Raw genomic sequence first — 16,812 nt, 5'->3', positions numbered from 1 at the left:
CAGGCACCTTTCATTTATCGCCACCGTCGGCCTCGCCTTTTGCCCATCCTTCATGGGAAGCCGACGGCCGTCGCGCGCATGACGGCACAGCGCTGCGACGCCTAGAACATCGCGTCGAGCCTGCGCACCCAATTCGCATACTGCCGATGGAACGCATTGGTCTTCAGTAACGGCCCCCGGGTTTCGGCGAGGCGGCACATATCCGCCGCCAACCGTTGACCCGCTTCGGGCCAGTTGACGTTACCGTACGCCGCATAGAGCCGCTCTCCGGTACGCGAGAGGAAATCGAAGTCGCTCTCGGCGACCAGCTGGTCGAAATGTCCCTGTGCACGCTGCAACCATTCCGTGGCCGCGCGTGCCTCATTCGCTTTTTCGAGACATCGCGCCGCAGTGATGGACTCGTGAACGGCGACGCGGGTCAGCGCCTGCGGGCTGTCGTCTTGCGAATGCATGCCGGGGTCGCTCGCCTGATCGGCATAGTGAGCGGCCAGGGCACAGCGCATTTGCGCGGCATTCCCCCAGTCCTCCTTTCTTTCCAGCAGTCGGGCGCAGCGACTCAGCGCCGATGCAATCTCATTCGCATTTTCCGTCGACTGGGCAGCCGACAAATACACGGTCGCGAGATCCCGGACATCCGACGGTTGCGCGGCGTCGTAAAACGCCGAACATTGGCTCATGCCGGCGAGCAGCGCATACCAGAGCGCATTGCAGGTGGCGTCTCCGACACCCTTGCGCTCGCTGGCCACGCTATCGGCAACGCGCCCGAGCAGCGTTCGGGAAGTGTCATCCTTCGCGAGCAACATGTTGGCCACGGCCTCGTGCGACAGCAGGCCGGGACAATCGAGACATACCGACGTGAGTGGCAGATGGAGTCCGGTGTCGCCGATGCTCATGAGGATCATGCCGTCCTCGCCGAGCGTCGGATTTCCGAGCATGTGAGCGCGAGTGCTTTCGTCGAGTTCCGTTACCAGCAGGACGACATGCTCGTGAAACGAGTGATCGCCGAACGACGACTGCGCATTCCAGAGAAACTCGCGCCCCGCCGGAAACGATGCGACATGACAAATCGCCACGGCGTTGAGGATCTCCCGTTTTGCCCCGGATCGTAAAAAGAGATCGGCGAGCACGTCCCACCACCCCATTCGCGTGAAGTCGGAAAGGAACGTGCGGAACAGTTCGGGAGTGGCGTGCTCCGGTTGATTGGCCAGCGTATTGAACTTGGCCAGCGCATCCGAGCGACGAGAACTCAGATCCTTCTCGGGATAACTCGGAAACGGGAATTGGGCGTGCGTGAGATTCGGCAAGGAGATCGAGTTGAGCGGGTTCATGATCGCGGTGACGTCCATAAGAAATGACCGCTTCAGATTAGCGCCCGCTCGCGCATACGCCCTTTCGAAATTCGGCTAGCCCGGGCTGGGCGATGACTCGATGCACGCCGCCTGCAACAGGTCTCGCAGGCCCGCGATTTCGGTATCCGATAGGACGCCGATGAAAACCATCGACGAGGGTTGCACCGCCATGTCCGGGTGTCGGGTAAAGGCCACCCGCGAACCCACGACATGGACCTCGCTCATGCCGACCGAAGCGAGACTCACAAATCCTTTCGCACGCAGCAGCTTTCCGGGATACCGCGCGAATGCCGCTTTCAGGCGGGCGCGATCCACCTCACCCGCCGAACGCCAGACGAAGCTGCGCAGTCCTGCGGGCAACGTGCGATTCGCGCCCCCGAGCGGCCTCGGACGAAACCATGCGCCTGGCAGCGTCAGCGCATGAACGGGGAACAGAATCGCCGGTGGCACAACGCCCATGTCCGATGTCACGACGATTTGCGTTGCGCCGAGTTCGGCGAGCCGCGTCGTGGTCGCCTGCAAGGCCTCTGGCGAGACGAGATCTGCCTTGGTCATCACCAGTGTGCTTGCCGAGAGGATCTGCTTCGCGGCGATGTCGCCGACGTATCGGTCCGCCAGGGTTTGCGCAATCCCGCTCGCGTCCACCGCCACCACAATGCCATGCAGCCGATATGCCTTGTCCAGGAGTCCGACCTGTGCGATTCGCATCGGATCGGACACGCCGCTTGCCTCGATCACCAGCAAATCCGGGCGCACGTCACGCTCGCCGATCGCGATCAGCGTCTCGACGAGACGCCCGCCGATGGTGCAGCACACGCAACCGTTCTCGAGTCCGATGACGTCGTCGCCGCGCTCTCGAATGAGCGAGGCGTCGACATTGATCGAACCGAAGTCGTTCACGAGCACTGTCACGCGCAGGCCGTTGGCATTGCGCAGCAGCGCGTTGACGATGGTCGTCTTGCCGGCGCCGAGATATCCGCCGAGCACGATCATCGGCACCGGCTGCGGCGCGGCTGCCGACCCGGATGGCGTCCCGGATGTCGTCCCGGCGCTGTCAACCGTCGCTGCGGTCATCATGCGGGCGCGCGAAAGATCTCGCCGCCGAGTACCGTGCCCCATACCGGCATCTGCCGCAGGTCGTCGACGGGCACCTCGTGCGGGTCGACGTCGAGCACGGCGAAGTCGGCATATTTGCCCACTTCGATACTGCCGATCAGATGATCCATGCCCAGCGAGAATGCGGCGCCCAGCGTGATGGCGCGCAGCGCGTCGTCGACCGGCAATCGCAACGACTCGCCCAACACACGCCCTGAAGACGTCTCGCGCTTTGCCGCGCACCATGCGGTAAACAGCGGATTGAGCTGCGTGATGGGAGCGTCGGAGTGCAGCGCGAACGGCAGACCGATCCGGCGTGCGATCTCGGCGGCGTCCATGCGGTTGGCACGATCCGGGCCCATCGTCTGTTCGTAATGCGCGTCGCCCCAGTAGTACACGTGGTTCGCGAAGAAATTCACGCACATGCCGAGTCGCTGCGCCCGTGTGAGCTGCGCAATGTCGGCCATCTGACAATGCTGCAACGTATGACGGTGATCCGACCGGGGATGCGCCTGAAGCAATGTTTCGATGGCATCGAGCACCACCTCCGTCGCCTCATCGCCATTCGTATGGATATGCAACTGCAGCCCGGTCGCGTGAAACGGCATGAACGTCTCGACCAGTTGCGAAGGCGCAATGAGCCACAGTCCGTTCGGCTTGCCGTTGTGATAACCCGGCCAGCGCAGACGCGCGGTGAACCCCTGAATCGATCCGTCGACAATGAATTTGACCGGCCCGTAGTGGAGTTTGTCCGTGTTGCCCTCGCGTGCATCGATGACCCGCTGCGGGCCGCCCTCCGGGCAGCGCTGCGGCGCGAATGCCGGGACAATGCGTATCGGGTATTGCGGATCGGCCGTCGCTTCGTGCAAATTGGCGTTACCTGAGGGCGTCAGGTCGTTCACGAGGTCGGTGGCGGTCGTCACCCCGGCCAGTTGCGCCACGCGTGCGAAATTCCAGATCGCGCGCGGACTCTCGCTTGCGGCGATCGACAAGCCTTCACCGATCACGCGATACACCGGAAACATCGCCGCGAACTCCTGCAACTCGCCGGTCGGTTCGCCATCCGCCCCGATCACGACGCCTTCGACGTCCGTATCGCCATCGATGCCGGCAAGCTCGAGCATCGGCGTGTTGACGTTCATCAGATGGACGCTCGCATGGAGAATCGCAATGGGGCGCGTCATCGACACGGCGTCGATATCGCGCGCGACCAGTGGCGTGCCCTCGAAGAAGATGGGATCGTAACCCCACGCGAGCAGTGGCTTTTGGGCATCGGTCATGCGTTGCTCGGCGTCGCGAAGCCCGGCGAGGACCTCCGTGGGGGTCTTCAACCCCTCCCATAGTCGACCGTCCGGGCCGCGCCGGTCGTAGTAACCGACATAGACGGCGTCCCACATCGCGCCTTCCATCAGATGGCAATGCCCTTCTACCAGACCGGGCATGAGGACTTTGTCGCGCAGTGTTTCGATGGGGGCCGCGTCGGTCCAGCGGCGCATGTCTTCGGGTCCGCCCACGGCGAGAATTCGGCCATCGCACACGGCAACGTGCGTCGCTACCGGCTGCGCCGGGTTCATCGTGACGATCTTGCGGGCAACGTACACGCGAATGTCGTCGCGACCGCCCGAGGGGTTGTCTTTGTCTGTCATCCTGTCCGTCATGGTTATTTCTTGGAGGGGGAAAGCGCACCGACGCCTGCGTCCATGGCGCGCGCGCGGTTACCGCCCAGCAGCCCGTTGAACACCGACATCACCACGACGTTGACGATCAGGCAGATCAGCCCGAGATTCACTCCGCCGAGGTCCGGATTCTTGTAGTAAAGCACGAGCGCCAGCCCCTGACCGGCGAGCACACCGGCAGCGACTGCCGTCGCACGCACGCGCAGGCGAAACACCACGGCAATCACGCCCGGCAGGAACTGCGTCACGCCGTAGTAGGCCATATTGATGAGCGTTAGCATCAGGTTCGGCGTGAGCAACGTCAAAACGATCGAGCCCAGCAGGTACAGCACGATGACCAGCTTCGAGCTGGTTTTCTGGCGATGCTCGGGCATGCCCGAAAGAATGTTGCGCGTGACGATCGGCCCGAGGGCGAGGCAAATGCCGGCGAGCACCAGTAGCCCGGAGAGCGCGGCGCCTGCTGCGACAAGGCCGACGAGCCACGACGGCAGCAGTTGCGTCACGGCAGCAAAGAAGGCTTCGTTCGGTGACGCCAGCGCAATGTTGCGGCTGATCGCGTAATAAGACGCCAGCACCAGGAACGGATACATCAGCATGTACAGCGGCATCGCCACTTGCGTGCGGCGAATCGTGGCTGCGCTTTTCGCCGTAAAGAAGTTCTGCACGCCGAACGGCATCACATACATGCCGAGCGACTGAAACACGATCGTCGTCATGGCGAACGTGAGCTGCTGCGTGCTCATGGCGTTGCTCACGTGCTCGCTTGCCGCCTGGAACACCGGCGTGACGCCCGCCTCCCACGCGACCGCCACGCCGGTGACGACGATGGCGACGACCATCAGCACGTCCTTGAGCACGGCGATATAGGCCGAGGCGCGCACACCGGCAATCGCAATGTAGACGAAGGCCAGCATCGCCGAGAAGCAGATGAGCCACAGCGGCTGAAAATTCCACCCCAACCCCTTGAGCGCCGCCACCAGTCCGGTGAATTGCAACTGCCCCCACGGCAACAGGAAGACGATGGCCGTCACCGCGACGACCAACTCCAGGAAGCGGCTCTGAAAGTGCCCCTTGAACAGATCCGGCAGCGTGATGGCGTTATATCGCTTGCCCGCGTCCCAGATCTTCGGGCCAAGAAAGTAGCCGACGGGATAGGCCAGCAGGATGTAGCCGAGGAACCACACGCCATACGTGGGACCCTTGGCATAAATGCCGCCCGGAAATCCAACCATCGTGCCGATGCTGTAGATCTCGCCGGCCGCAAGAAAGAACACCAGCCACGCGCCGAACTGACGTGACGCAACGAAAAAGTCGTGAACGCTTTGCGGACCACGTCCACCGCGCGCTCGCAGAGCGAGATAGACCGACAACAGAATGAAGCCGGCAAAGATGAGGGTTGCCATCAACGCAATCTCCGGGTTCGCAGGTTTGCGAGGTTGAAGGTATTTGCAGGAGAACGACGGGGGGCGGCGATCAGGCCGGGTCTTCGACGATGTGCCGGTCGAACAGCGTCCAGCACAGCCACAGACAGACGGACGTGAGCACGAACCACAGGAAGATCCAGCCGTAGATGAACGGCACGCCCAGCACATACCGCTCGACGGATGCGGCCCATGGCAACAGACCCACGACACCGAGATACGGCAACCCAAGACCTATCAGCAATCTCAACATGTTCTGTCTCCGCTTCGCGACCCATCGTTCGCTTCGTTTGCTTCGTTCGCACCGGCCACGCCGCCGGATGACGGCCAGTGGCCCGCTGTCTGGCCCAGTATCCCCAGCCAAAATTCGTGCCGTTTAGAGCCACATCGCACAAAAGTGTGGTGCCAGGCAGGGACTTCTGCGTCGCCGAAAACGCTGCTGCGCTGCCGCTTCGCGCTGGCACCATCACAAGTTGGCGGTGGTACTAATCCGGGAAAAATGTTCTTGGCAGTATTGGCTCATTTTCGTCAGGAGCCTAACGTGGGTACGATTGAATCCTTCGCGCTGGATCGTCGCTCCGCATCGCCATACGATCCGCTTTACGATCCGTTAGTCTCATCCGGGCCCGGTCTGGGTATGGACTACGCACCCACTTACTGGGTCGCTACGGCGGGCGAGCCGCCGGAAGACGACGGGCCGCTTGCCGGCGATGCCGACGTCGACGTCGTCATCGTCGGCGCCGGGTTCACCGGACTGTCCACCGCGCTGTTTCTCGCACGTGAGCACGGCATTCGCGCGACCGTGCTCGAAGCCAACCAGACGTGCTGGGGATGCACGAGCCGCAATGGCGGCCAGGGACAGAATGCCAGCGGGCGTCTCTACCGCTCGCAATGGATCGACCGTTGGGGCAAGGAGACGGCGTTGCGTCTGGACGCCGAAATCCGCGAAGGGTTCAACACGTTCAAATCGCTGATCGCCGAGGTGCCCGAGTGCGATCCGCAACCGGGTGGACATCTCTACATCGCGCACCGTGCGCGCAAGATGGAGTTCCTGCGCAACGAAGCGAAGGTCATGCGCGACGTCTTCGGCTACGACACGCGCATCCTCTCGCGTGAGGAAGTGAGCGAGCAATATGTCGACGACCGGGAAAGTTGCGGCGCGCTGCACGAGCCCGACGGCATCGGCGTGCATCCGCTCAAGCTCGCCTTCGGCTATTTGCGCATGGCGCGAGCGCTGGGCGCGCGCGTGCATCCGTCGACACCCGTGCTCGACGTTCAGACGATCAACGGTGTGCATCACGTGCGCACGCCGCGCGGGGTGGTCCGCGCGCGGGCCGTCGCGTTCGCCACCGGCGGCTATACGCGCAACGACGTCACCAAAGCGCTGCGCTCGAAGATCATGCCGATTCTGTCGAATTCGCTTGTCACGCGCGTGCTCACGCCGGACGAGATCGCGGCGACCAACTTCCGCACCCACGAAGTCATCACCGACACGCGCACGCTGCGCTACTACTACCGGCTGCTGCCCGATAACCGCTTGCAGATCGGCAGCCGCAGTTCGATCACCGGCGCAGATGCGCAGAATCCGAAGCATATGGCGGTGCTCGTCGAGGGACTGCATCGCAAGTTTCCCGCGCTCAAAGGCATTCGCATCGATTACTCGTGGTGGGGCTGGGTCGACGTCAGCCACGACATGATGCCGCGCGTAACGCAGCCCGATCCGGGTCAAAGCCTCTTTTATGCCGTGGGATACGGCGGCAATGGCGTGTCGTTCTCCGCGCACGCCGGACGTCGTCTGGCCCAGCGCATCGCCGGTCAACGCGACCCGTCGTGGGATCTGCCCATCTACGACTCGGCGCTGCAATACCCGAACGTGTTCGGCACCGTGCAGTGGGAGGGCTTCGCGCCGTTTCGCCGCATTGGCCAACGCTTTCTCTATCAGCGATATCACGCGCAGGACGAAGCGCGTTGATATCCGTTCACCCTCAACCTCCGGAACTTGTCATGACCCCTCAGAACGACGCCGCTGCCATCGACGCTGCCATCGACTTGCTCACAACTTTCAACGAGGCCTGGAACCGGCACGACATCGACGCTCTCATGGCCTGCATGACCGAGAACTGCGTGTTTCACGCGGTCGCCGGTCCCGACATGCTCGGGCGCACCTTCGAAGGCCGTGACGCGGTACGCGCCGCGTTCCAGTCCGCGTGGGAAAACTTCCCCGACGCCTCATGGACCGAAGGCGTGCATTTCGTGACGGGAAATCGCGGCGTGTCGGAATCGACGTTCCGCGGCACGAAGGCCGACGGCACCCGCATCGAAGCCCGCATGGTCGACGTCTTCACGCTTCGCGACGGGAAGATCGAAGTGAAGAACGCGTTCCGCAAGGACCGCCCGGCGTTCTGATTGCCCCGAAGGCCGCCCGGACGCCTCGCCCCGCCTGCCGGGGCATTTTTTCTGAGCGCAGGCGACATGCCGAACATGGGCTTCAAACGATGTTAATTTGCATTTTTCAATACGAAACGTACCAAATAATAAAAATACCAATTGACCAAGGTCACTGAATCCCCTAGATTTCGATACAAGCAAACTAAATCGGAATTATTTGTTCCGTTTATTTTTCACTGGAGACACCCCATGAATGCCAAAGATCCGGCTTCGGCCACCCAGCAAATGACGGCCTCCGACGCCGGTCCGCAAACGATGACGCCGTCCGAAGCGTTCGTCGAAACGATGGTCGCCAACGGCGTGAGCGAGATGTTCGGCATCATGGGCTCGGCCTTCATGGACGCCATGGACATCTTCGCGCCTGCCGGTATTCGTCTGATTCCGGTGGTGCACGAGCAAGGCGCCGGGCACATGGCCGACGGTTACGCCCGCGTGTCGGGCCGCCATGGTGTCGTGATCGGGCAGAACGGCCCGGGCATCAGCAACTGCGTGACGGCGATTGCCGCCGCTTACTGGGCGCACAGCCCGGTCGTGATCGTCACGCCGGAAGCGGGCACGATGGGCATCGGTCTGGGCGGTTTCCAGGAAGCCAGGCAACTGCCGATGTTCCAGGAGTTCACGAAGTATCAGGGCCACGTGACGCACCCGGCACGCATGGCCGAATTCACCGGCCGTTGCTTCGATCGCGCCATGGCCGAAATGGGCCCCACGCAGCTCAACATTCCGCGTGACTATTTCTACGGTCAGATCAAGGCCGAGATTCCGCGCCCGCAACGTCTGGACCGCGGCGCCGGCGGCGAAGCGCGTCTGAACGAAGCTGCGGAACTGCTCGCGCAGGCCAAATTCCCGGTCATCATTTCGGGCGGCGGCGTGGTCATGGCCGACGCCGTCGAGGCGTGCAAGGCCCTGGCCGAACGCCTCGGGGCGCCGGTCGTCAACAGCTACCTGCACAACGACTCGTTCCCGGCCAATCATCCGCTGTGGTGCGGCCCGCTCGGCTATCAGGGCTCGAAGGCGGCGATGAAACTGCTTGCGCAGGCGGACGTGGTCGTCGCGCTCGGCTCGCGCCTTGGACCGTTCGGCACCTTACCGCAGCACGGTCTGGACTACTGGCCGAAAAACGCCAAGATCATCCAGATCGACGCCGATCACAAGATGCTGGGCCTCGTGAAGAAGATCTCCGTCGGCATCTGCGGCGACGCGAAGGCGGCGGCCATCGCCCTGTCGCAACGTCTGGCCGAGCGCACCCTCGTCTGCGACGCCACGCGCGCTGCCCGCGCCGATCAGATCGCGACCGAGAAGGCCGCGTGGGAGAAAGAACTCGACGAGTGGACCCACGAGCGCGATCCGTACAGCCTCGACATGATCGAAGAGCAGAAGCACGAGAAGACCTTCAATGGCGGTCAGTATCTGCATCCGCGTCAGGTGCTGCGCGAGCTGGAAAAGGCGATGCCGGAAGACGTCATGGTCTCGACCGACATCGGCAACATCAACTCGGTCGCCAACAGCTACCTGCGCTTTAACAAGCCGCGCAGCTTCTTCGCCGCCATGAGCTGGGGCAACTGCGGCTACGCGTTCCCGACGATCATCGGCGCGAAGGTTGCCGCGCCGCACCGTCCCGCCATCTCCTACGCCGGCGACGGCGCATGGGGCATGAGCCTGATGGAAACGCTCACCTGCGTGCGCCATAACATTCCGGTCACGGCCGTGGTCTTCCACAACCGTCAGTGGGGGGCGGAGAAGAAGAACCAGGTGGACTTCTATAACCGCCGTTTCGTCGCCGGTGAACTGGAAAGCCCGAGCTTTGCCAATATCGCACGTGCGATGGGCGCCGAAGGCATCGTGGTCGACCGCCTGGAAGATGTCGGCCCGGCCCTCAAGAAAGCCATCGACCTCCAGATGAATCACGGCAAGACGACCATCATCGAAATCATGTGCACGCGCGAACTGGGCGATCCGTTCCGCCGCGACGCCCTCTCCAAGCCGGTGCGCATGCTCGACAAGTACAAGGACTACGTCTGACGCGGTAGCGGTTCTTCGTGTGACAGCGCTCCCGGCTCTGTGGGTGCCGGGGGCGCTTTTTTTCATTCAGACGACATCATGAAAGCCATCAACCGCATCATCGATACCGCGCGTCGCGCACCGATGCGCATTGTGTTGTGCGAGTCGGACGACGAACGCGTATTGCGCGCCGCCGCACGCGCCACGCAGGAAAAAATGGCGCGTATCGTGCTGGTCGGCGACATCGGCAAAACGCAGCGTGCCGCCGACGCCGCACGCATCGATCTCGCCGGTATGGAACTGATCGATCCGGCAACGTCGGACATGACCGAAGCGTTCTCCCACATCTGGTATGGCATTCGTTCGAAAAAGGGGATGACGCGCGAACAGGCCGCCGACGAAATGCGCACGCCGCTGGGCTTTGCCAACATGATGGTGCGTCTCGGGCACGCGGACGGCTCGGTCGCAGGTGCGGTCCACACGACCGCCGACGTGGTGCGTATGGCGATTCAGATCATCGGTGTGCAACCCTCGTTCAAGCTGGTGTCGAGCTTCTTCCTGATGATGTTGTGCGAGCCGTTCCACACCATGAAGGGCGGGTTGATCTTCTCGGACTGCGCCCTGGTGGTCGATCCGGACGCCGCACAACTCGCGCAGATCGCGATGGCGGCGGCCGATAGCGCCGGCGCCCTGCTCATGGAGCCGCCGCGCGTGGCAATGCTGTCGTTCTCGACGAGCGGCAGCGCGAAGCATGCGGCGGTCGACAAGGTGGTGGAAGCCACCCGCCTCGTCAAGGCAGCCCGGCCGCAACTTGCCATCGATGGCGACGTGCAGCTCGATGCGGCCATCGTCGAAGAGATCGCGCAACGCAAGGTCGTGCATTCGCAAACCGAAGGCCACGCCAACACGCTCATTTTCCCGAGCCTCGACGCCGGGAATATTGGCTACAAGCTGGCGGAACGCATTGGCGGCGCGAAGGCCATCGGCCCGCTGTTGCAAGGGCTGAATCGCCCGGCGAACGATCTCTCGCGCGGCTGCAGCGCGGACGACATCTATTACGTGATCGGCGTGACCTGCGTGCAGGCACAGGCCGCACGCGCCAAGCTGACCGGAGTCTCGCCGCTCGCGATCCGGGCATGACGTGGCAGGCAATTCAGGCGTCGCTGCCATTGATGCTGCTGCTGGGGCTTGCGACGTATTTCCAGACCGTGACAGGCTTTGGGCTGGGCATGATCGTGCTCGGGGGTGCGAGCGCATTCGGCCTTGCCTCCGTCGCGAGCGTCGCCATCCTTGTGAGTCTGGTGACCCTTGTCAACAGCGCGCTCGCGTTGCCGGGCACGTTGCATCTCGTCGACTGGCGGGCCGTGCGGGCGGCAACGCTCGGCATCGTGCCCTCGGTCGTCGTGGGCGTGTTGCTCTTCGATTATCTGAACGGCACGGCGTCCAACGTGCTGCATCTGCTGTTGGGTGCGGTCGTGCTCTACGGCGGCATCGGGTCGGCCATCCGACCCGCACCCAGACCGGAACGATCGGGCGAGACGGGATTCTTCTTCAGCGGTATCTTCGGCGGTTTGCTCAGTGGCATGTTCGGCATCTCCGGGCCACCGCTGATCTTCTATTTCTACCGGCAACCGCTCACGCTCGTGCAGATTCGTTGTGCCCTGATCCTGCTCTTTGCGGTGACGGCGTCGATCCGTACCGCCTACAGCGCCTTCGCGGGACAACTTCCCGCCGCCATGGGGTGGCAGGCCGCGATCGCCCTGCCCGTCGTCACGTTCGCGACGCTGTTCGCCAGACGCCATCCGCCGCCGCTGTCGGCGACCATGACGCGACGCGTCGCTTTTCTCACGCTGATTCTGCTTGGCGCGCATCTCGTGGTCAGCGCCGTGAGGCAGATGATGTGACGCACTGTGCCAGCGCCGAACGCTCAGATGACGCTCATGCAGGGCTGATGCAGCACTTACGCATCCGTGCGACGCCCGCCGCTGCCGATCCAGTCGACGAGCTTCGCGAGCATCGTCATGTCGGGTGAGCTCGTCAGGTCCAGCGCCATCGAGTTGCGGTAATAGGGACTGAGGTCGAGACCCACGCCGAGGCCCATCACTTCCACGTCGCCCCGCGCGTGTTGTTGCGCGACGACTTCGCGAAGATGGTGGTCGAGGTAATACGCGTCGTTGACCTGATTCGTGGCCGCATCCATCGGGCTGCCGTCGGAAATTACGATGAGCAGTCGACGATTCGCGCTGCGCGAGCGCAGCCGCTCGCATGCCCACTCGACGGCCTCGCCGTCCACGCCCTCGCGAAACAAGTCCGCCTTAAACAGCGCCGCGATGTCGGTACGCGCACGTCGCCAGCTCGTCACCGCGTCTTTGAAGATCAGATGCGAGACTTCATTCAGACGCCCGGGAAAGCGCGGCCTGCCGCGCGCGAGCCAGTCGGTGCGGGCGCGCCCGCCGTTCCACGCACCGGTCGTGAATCCGAGGATTTCATTGGTGACACCCGCCGCATCCAGCGCTCGGGAAAGCACGTCGACAATCATCGCCACGGCGTCGATCTGCGCCTTCATCGAACCCGAACAGTCGATGAGAAAGCTCACCATCGATTCGGCGATCAGGGTGTGTTTTTCCAGCCGGAAGAGCCGCCGCTCGGCAGGTGAACTGACGAGTTGCGCAAGACGCCGTCCGTCGATACGCCCTTGCTCCTCGCCAAACGACCAGCCGTCGCGCTGCGGCACCGCCAGCGCCATCTTGAGCGCGCGCGCCAGCCTGGGCACGTTAATCGCCTGCGCGACGATGCGCTCGTCGAGCCGTTCCCGGAATTCGGTGAGCAACGCGCGGCGCACCAGTGTGCCCGCATACCCTTCGCGATCGTAACGATTCGTGAAGACGCGATAGCCTTGCCCGGACGCCGTCAGCACGCGGCTGTCGCCCGAGTGCGCGAGCGTGATGCCATCGTCCTCCTGCTCGTCGAAGTCGAGAAACAGCGAGAAGGCATTGCGCACGCCCTTCTCGTCTTCATCGTCCTTGGCATCGTCGTCGCGGGGTCCCCCCCCTGCCGCGTGAATCAGGCTCGCGATATCGGACGCCAGTTCACGCGCGTAAGCGGCGAACGCCGCCTGATCTGCGCGCGTGCGGCGCATGCCTGCGAGCGCGCCGCCAATGCGCGGCGCAACGGCCATGCGCGTGGCTTCGATCAATCCTTCCGTCTCCTCGATGACGGGATAGCCGCTCAGCCGCGACCAGCTCATCTGTGCAACGGTGTACAGCAGCAGGCCGACATGGCTGTCCGCCACGCCGGTAGCATGCATCGTGCGCGACCACGCTTCGAAGCGCTCGCGCAGGTTGATCGCAACGCCGGGCATGCCGGGCGGGACGAGCGTCTCGCATCGCAACTGCTCCAGCAGTTCGAAGAGCAGGCGCTCGATGGGCGCGTCCGGCTGCACGCTGCGATGCAATTGGGTGTCGCTGTGACGCAATCGCAGTGCCGCGCCGTCCGCCGCACCGCGCAAGGTCGCCAATTGATCGGCGGGCTGCGGCAGCATTTGCAGGTGCGGCGCATGCAGCGGCAACGCCCGCATGTTCCGGCACAGACGCGCGCCGCTGTAGTGCAGCGCGGCGTCGCCGGTCAGCGCCCGCACGGTCGCGGCGCAAAGCGCTTCGCCACGTGCGGCGCGCCGTGCCGCCTCGCGCTCCGAGATCGTCATGACGCATCGGCCAGCAGCGAGCGGCCGCCGTCGGTCGACGGCAACGCCTGACCGAACGCGCGCTGGTAGTACTCGGCCACCACGGCGCGTTCCGCCTCGTCGCATTTGTTCAGGAACGTCAGACGGAACGCGAGTCCCGCATCGCGGAAGATGCCCACGTTCTCCGCCCAGTTGATGACCGTACGCGGCGACATGAGCGTGGACAAGTCCCCCGTGGCGAAGCCCTTGCGCGTGAGTTCGGCCACGCTGAGCATCGATTCGATGAGCGTTCGTCCCGCCTCGTTGTCGAGCGTCGGCACGCGCGCCAGCACAATGCCGGCTTCGTCCTCGCGCGACAGGTAATTGAGCGTCGCGACGACATTCCAGCGATCGATCTGCGCGTGGTTGAGCACCTGCGTGCCGTGATACAGGCCGTTCAGATTGCCCAGGCCGACGGTGTTCGTCGTGGCGAACATGCGAAAGCCGGGGTGCGGGTGAATCACGCGAGTCTGGTCGAGCAGCGTGAACTTCCCATCGCGCTCGAGAATGCGCTGGATGACGAACATCACATCGGGGCGACCCGCGTCGTACTCATCAAAGATCAGCGCGACCGGCCGTTGCAGCGCCCACGGCACGATGCCTTCCTGAAACTCGGTGACCTGATGGCCGTCGCGCACGACGATGGCGTCCTTGCCCACTAGATCGAGACGACTGATGTGGCCATCGAGATTGACGCGCACGCACGGCCAGTTCAGACGCGCAGCGACTTGTTCGATGTGGGTGGATTTGCCGGTGCCGTGCATGCCCTGCACCATCACCCGACGGTTATTCATGAAGCCGGCAAGAATCGCCAGCGTCACATCGGGATTGAAGCGGTAAGCGGTGTCGATCTCGGGCACATGATCGTCGCGCTCGCTGAACGCCGGGACCTGAAGATCGGTCTCGATGCCGAACACGGTGCGGGCATCGACGGTGTGATCCGGTTGTTGGGGTGCGGTCTGCATCACGGCGTCTCCATCCATTTCCAAAACGGTGTCAGCGCATCATAGCGTTAACCATTTTTAGAAACAATTTGTTCCGAATAATTAAAACACTGATTGACGGTGCAGGGCGGCTCGTCTAGATTCGGATGAACTGAAACGCATCGGAAACCTTGCCAATGCCGGTCGACAACCTGTTTGGGTACAATACCGCTGATCCATTTTCCGGAACGGCGCATATGAACGACGCAGCGATTCAGCACGACTCCCCGTCAGACAACAAGGCGGATACCCCGACACTTCGGGCATTCGCGCTGCTGGAGTATCTCGTCGCTGCCGACGCGCCGGTCTCGCTCGCCGATATGGCGCACGACATTCAGATGCCCAAGGCGTCGCTGCACCGCATGCTCGGATCGCTCGAAGCGGGCGGTCTGGTGATTCGCGAACCGGGGCAGAAGAATGCCTATGTGATCGGCCCGCGACTCGCGCAACTGAGTCTGGGCGTGATGATGCAGGCGGGTGCACGCCGCATGCGTCATGCGATTCTCGGCCGTCTCGTGGCCGATCTGGGAGAGACCTGCAACCTCACGATGCTGCATGAAACCGAGGTGCTTTACCTGGACCGCATGGAAGCGCCGTGGCCGCTGCGTCTCGATCTGAAACCCGGCTCGCATGTGCCTGCGCACAGCAGCGCGAGCGGCAAGCTGCTGTTGGCGATGATGCCCCGCGAGCAACGCGCCGCGCTGCTTCGTGCGATGAAGCTCCAGCGCTTTACCCCCAACACGCTGACCGATCCCGAGTTGCTGGAGAGCGAACTCGACCGTATTGCCCACAAGGGCATTGCCGTCGATAACGAGGAATTCGTGCTGGGTATCGCCTGTGTCGCCGCGCCCGTGCTCAAGGAAGACGGCGCCTGTATCGCCGCCGTGGCCGTGCACGCGCCGGTATCGCGCACGTCGCTGTCCAAAGCGATGGAATTCGTGCCGCGACTTCAGGAAGCCGCCAAGGAACTCGCACGGACGTTCTGAGCCGTCAGAGGGCCTTCACCCGTTCGGTTCGCCCCACCGCATCCTCATGTGATTTTTCGGCTTCCGAGCGCTTCGCCAGCGCCGCCTCCTTGCTTGCCCGCTGCCAGTCGAGCAGCGGCGCGAGCGCCGTCGCGGTCTCGCGCAGCGTCGGCACCAGCCCCGTCAACTGCTCCAGCGTGACACGTGCCGTCGGGCCATGTACGGCCAGCACGGCGCGCACGCTAGCATCGTCGGGCGCACGCACGGGCACGCCGACGGCCACCATCCCGCGCACGAACTCTTCATTGTCGATGCCGATGCCTCGCGCCGCGAGCCGGTCCAGTTCCGCTTCGAGCAAGCTCGCGTCGGTAATCGTGCGCGGCGTCATGCGCCTGAGCGAGAGCCGAGAGAGCACCGCCCGGCGCTGCGCCGCCGGCATCTGCGAGAGAAATAGCTTGCCGCTCGCAGTGCAGTGCAGCGGCACGCGCATGCCTGGGTGCATCTGCATGCGCAGCGGTTCGTTCGTCTCCACGCGTTCGATATAAAGGACTTCGTCGCCGTCGAGCGCGGTGAGGTTGACCGTCTCGCCCACGCGATCCACCAATGCACGCAACAAGGAGCGCGCCGCGCGCGTGAAGTTGTTGTTGGCCAGCGTCACGAGCGCGAGCCGCGTCGCGCGCGGTCCCAACGACAAACCGCGTTCTGCGCCGCGCGAATCGGGCACGTGCGCGACGTAGCCACACACCTCCAGCGCTTCGATCAGTCGCATGAGCGTGGCTTTCGGAATCGCCAGACGCGAAGCCAGTTGCGACAGCGTGTAAGGCTGCCCGGCCAAGGCAAGACGCTCGATGACGGCGAGCGCCCGCAGATTCCGCGCCTCGTCGCTCGCGCGCAGATCTGCGTCGTCCAGCGTGCCAGTGTCGCGCGTTGCCTGCATCGCTGCCTCCCCGGGCTCATCGCCCCGAAACCTGTCGCTCAATAAAAGAAACAAAATATACCAATTATTTGACGACGATCAGCCTCGGGATTACCCGTGAGCGTGCCTCACGCGGTCATTGGTCTCATGTCTGCCGTGCGCCACGGCATCGTGTCGCGATGCCTAGTAAAACCCCGCAGATGCAGCGCAGCAATGACCTCGTTCTGAAACCGCAAG

Annotated in this window: 14 protein-coding genes; 6 read left to right on the top strand and 8 right to left on the bottom strand. The window is 63.4% G+C overall.

Annotated elements, in window-relative coordinates:
• Nucleotides 1–101 precede the first annotated feature (101 nt).
• From UC34_RS03990 to UC34_RS03970, 5 genes are all read right to left on the bottom strand, one after another.
• Complete coding sequence (locus UC34_RS03990; RefSeq protein WP_157123015.1) at nt 102–1,328, bottom strand: hypothetical protein; 1,227 nt, start codon at nt 1,326–1,328, stop codon at nt 102–104.
• Nucleotides 1,329–1,403: 75 nt separating this feature from the next.
• Entirely contained in the window at nt 1,404–2,426 is a 1,023-nt protein-coding gene (locus UC34_RS03985) for a CobW family GTP-binding protein (protein WP_237165230.1), read from the bottom strand.
• Nucleotides 2,423–4,090, bottom strand: coding sequence for an amidohydrolase (locus UC34_RS03980; RefSeq protein ID WP_044457724.1), 1,668 nt, complete (start codon nt 4,088–4,090; stop codon nt 2,423–2,425). The genes UC34_RS03985 and UC34_RS03980 overlap by 4 nt, the downstream gene beginning before the upstream one ends.
• 14 nt (nt 4,091–4,104) lie before the next feature.
• The gene (locus UC34_RS03975) at nt 4,105–5,523 is read right to left on the bottom strand and encodes a sodium:solute symporter family protein (protein ID WP_044454102.1); all 1,419 of its coding nucleotides are present in this window, start codon (nt 5,521–5,523) and stop codon (nt 4,105–4,107) included.
• A 70-nt stretch (nt 5,524–5,593) separates the two neighbouring features.
• Nucleotides 5,594–5,794 carry a DUF3311 domain-containing protein gene (locus tag UC34_RS03970; RefSeq protein ID WP_039395941.1) on the bottom strand — a complete coding sequence of 67 codons (201 nt, stop codon included), beginning with the start codon at nt 5,792–5,794 and terminating at the stop codon, nt 5,594–5,596.
• A gap of 288 nt (nt 5,795–6,082) precedes the next feature.
• On the opposite strand from UC34_RS03970, the gene UC34_RS03965 reads away from it, so the two are divergent.
• From UC34_RS03965 to UC34_RS03945, 5 genes are all read left to right on the top strand, one after another.
• On the top strand, nt 6,083–7,513 hold the full coding sequence (locus UC34_RS03965) for an NAD(P)/FAD-dependent oxidoreductase (protein ID WP_044454101.1): 1,431 nt from the start codon (nt 6,083–6,085) through the stop codon (nt 7,511–7,513).
• Between the two features lie 32 nt (nt 7,514–7,545).
• A complete protein-coding gene (locus UC34_RS03960) occupies nt 7,546–7,947 on the top strand; it encodes a nuclear transport factor 2 family protein (RefSeq protein WP_044454100.1) in 402 nt (133 codons plus the stop codon).
• Nucleotides 7,948–8,178: 231 nt separating this feature from the next.
• Nucleotides 8,179–10,011 carry a sulfoacetaldehyde acetyltransferase gene (gene xsc, locus UC34_RS03955; protein ID WP_418303921.1) on the top strand — a complete coding sequence of 611 codons (1,833 nt, stop codon included), beginning with the start codon at nt 8,179–8,181 and terminating at the stop codon, nt 10,009–10,011.
• Nucleotides 10,012–10,089: 78 nt separating this feature from the next.
• Entirely contained in the window at nt 10,090–11,130 is a 1,041-nt protein-coding gene (pta, locus tag UC34_RS03950) for a phosphate acetyltransferase (RefSeq protein WP_044454099.1), read from the top strand.
• Nucleotides 11,127–11,894: a TSUP family transporter gene (locus tag UC34_RS03945; RefSeq protein WP_044454098.1), complete on the top strand. Its 768-nt coding sequence runs from the start codon at nt 11,127–11,129 to the stop codon at nt 11,892–11,894. The genes pta and UC34_RS03945 overlap by 4 nt, the downstream gene beginning before the upstream one ends.
• A 56-nt stretch (nt 11,895–11,950) precedes the next feature.
• Here the strand turns inward: UC34_RS03945 and UC34_RS03940 are convergent, their stop codons facing one another.
• Together UC34_RS03940 and UC34_RS03935 are read right to left on the bottom strand one after the other, a co-directional pair.
• Entirely contained in the window at nt 11,951–13,693 is a 1,743-nt protein-coding gene (locus UC34_RS03940) for a cobaltochelatase CobT-related protein (RefSeq protein WP_044454097.1), read from the bottom strand.
• Entirely contained in the window at nt 13,690–14,676 is a 987-nt protein-coding gene (locus UC34_RS03935) for an AAA family ATPase (protein ID WP_044454096.1), read from the bottom strand. The genes UC34_RS03940 and UC34_RS03935 overlap by 4 nt, the downstream gene beginning before the upstream one ends.
• Before the next feature lie 215 nt (nt 14,677–14,891).
• Between UC34_RS03935 and UC34_RS03930 the strand changes: the two genes are divergently transcribed.
• Nucleotides 14,892–15,680 (top strand): IclR family transcriptional regulator, encoded by a 789-nt coding sequence (locus tag UC34_RS03930; RefSeq protein WP_044457722.1) that lies wholly within the window; start codon nt 14,892–14,894, stop codon nt 15,678–15,680.
• A gap of 4 nt (nt 15,681–15,684) precedes the next feature.
• Here the strand turns inward: UC34_RS03930 and UC34_RS03925 are convergent, their stop codons facing one another.
• Nucleotides 15,685–16,596 carry an IclR family transcriptional regulator gene (locus UC34_RS03925; RefSeq protein ID WP_044454095.1) on the bottom strand — a complete coding sequence of 304 codons (912 nt, stop codon included), beginning with the start codon at nt 16,594–16,596 and terminating at the stop codon, nt 15,685–15,687.
• Nucleotides 16,597–16,812: the final 216 nt, after the last annotated feature.

It is taken from the genome of Pandoraea vervacti, from assembly GCF_000934605.2.
Lineage (GTDB): Bacteria > Pseudomonadota > Gammaproteobacteria > Burkholderiales > Burkholderiaceae > Pandoraea > Pandoraea vervacti.
Note: the sequence above shows the minus strand (reverse complement) of the source record. Positions and strands in the feature narration are given on the sequence as shown.

Coding starts and splice junctions, on each gene's coding strand:
- UC34_RS03975 (WP_044454102.1), bottom strand. CDS start 5,523: ATGGCAACCCTCATCTTTGCCGGCTTCATTCTGTTGTCGGTCTATCTC.
- xsc (WP_418303921.1), top strand. CDS start 8,179: ATGAATGCCAAAGATCCGGCTTCGGCCACCCAGCAAATGACGGCCTCC.
- UC34_RS03930 (WP_044457722.1), top strand. CDS start 14,892: ATGAACGACGCAGCGATTCAGCACGACTCCCCGTCAGACAACAAGGCG.
- UC34_RS03935 (WP_044454096.1), bottom strand. CDS start 14,676: ATGCAGACCGCACCCCAACAACCGGATCACACCGTCGATGCCCGCACC.
- UC34_RS03945 (WP_044454098.1), top strand. CDS start 11,127: ATGACGTGGCAGGCAATTCAGGCGTCGCTGCCATTGATGCTGCTGCTG.
- UC34_RS03985 (WP_237165230.1), bottom strand. CDS start 2,426: ATGATGACCGCAGCGACGGTTGACAGCGCCGGGACGACATCCGGGACG.
- UC34_RS03940 (WP_044454097.1), bottom strand. CDS start 13,693: ATGACGATCTCGGAGCGCGAGGCGGCACGGCGCGCCGCACGTGGCGAA.
- UC34_RS03980 (WP_044457724.1), bottom strand. CDS start 4,090: ATGACAGACAAAGACAACCCCTCGGGCGGTCGCGACGACATTCGCGTG.
- UC34_RS03960 (WP_044454100.1), top strand. CDS start 7,546: ATGACCCCTCAGAACGACGCCGCTGCCATCGACGCTGCCATCGACTTG.
- UC34_RS03970 (WP_039395941.1), bottom strand. CDS start 5,794: ATGTTGAGATTGCTGATAGGTCTTGGGTTGCCGTATCTCGGTGTCGTG.
- UC34_RS03925 (WP_044454095.1), bottom strand. CDS start 16,596: ATGCAGGCAACGCGCGACACTGGCACGCTGGACGACGCAGATCTGCGC.
- UC34_RS03990 (WP_157123015.1), bottom strand. CDS start 1,328: ATGAACCCGCTCAACTCGATCTCCTTGCCGAATCTCACGCACGCCCAA.
- pta (WP_044454099.1), top strand. CDS start 10,090: ATGAAAGCCATCAACCGCATCATCGATACCGCGCGTCGCGCACCGATG.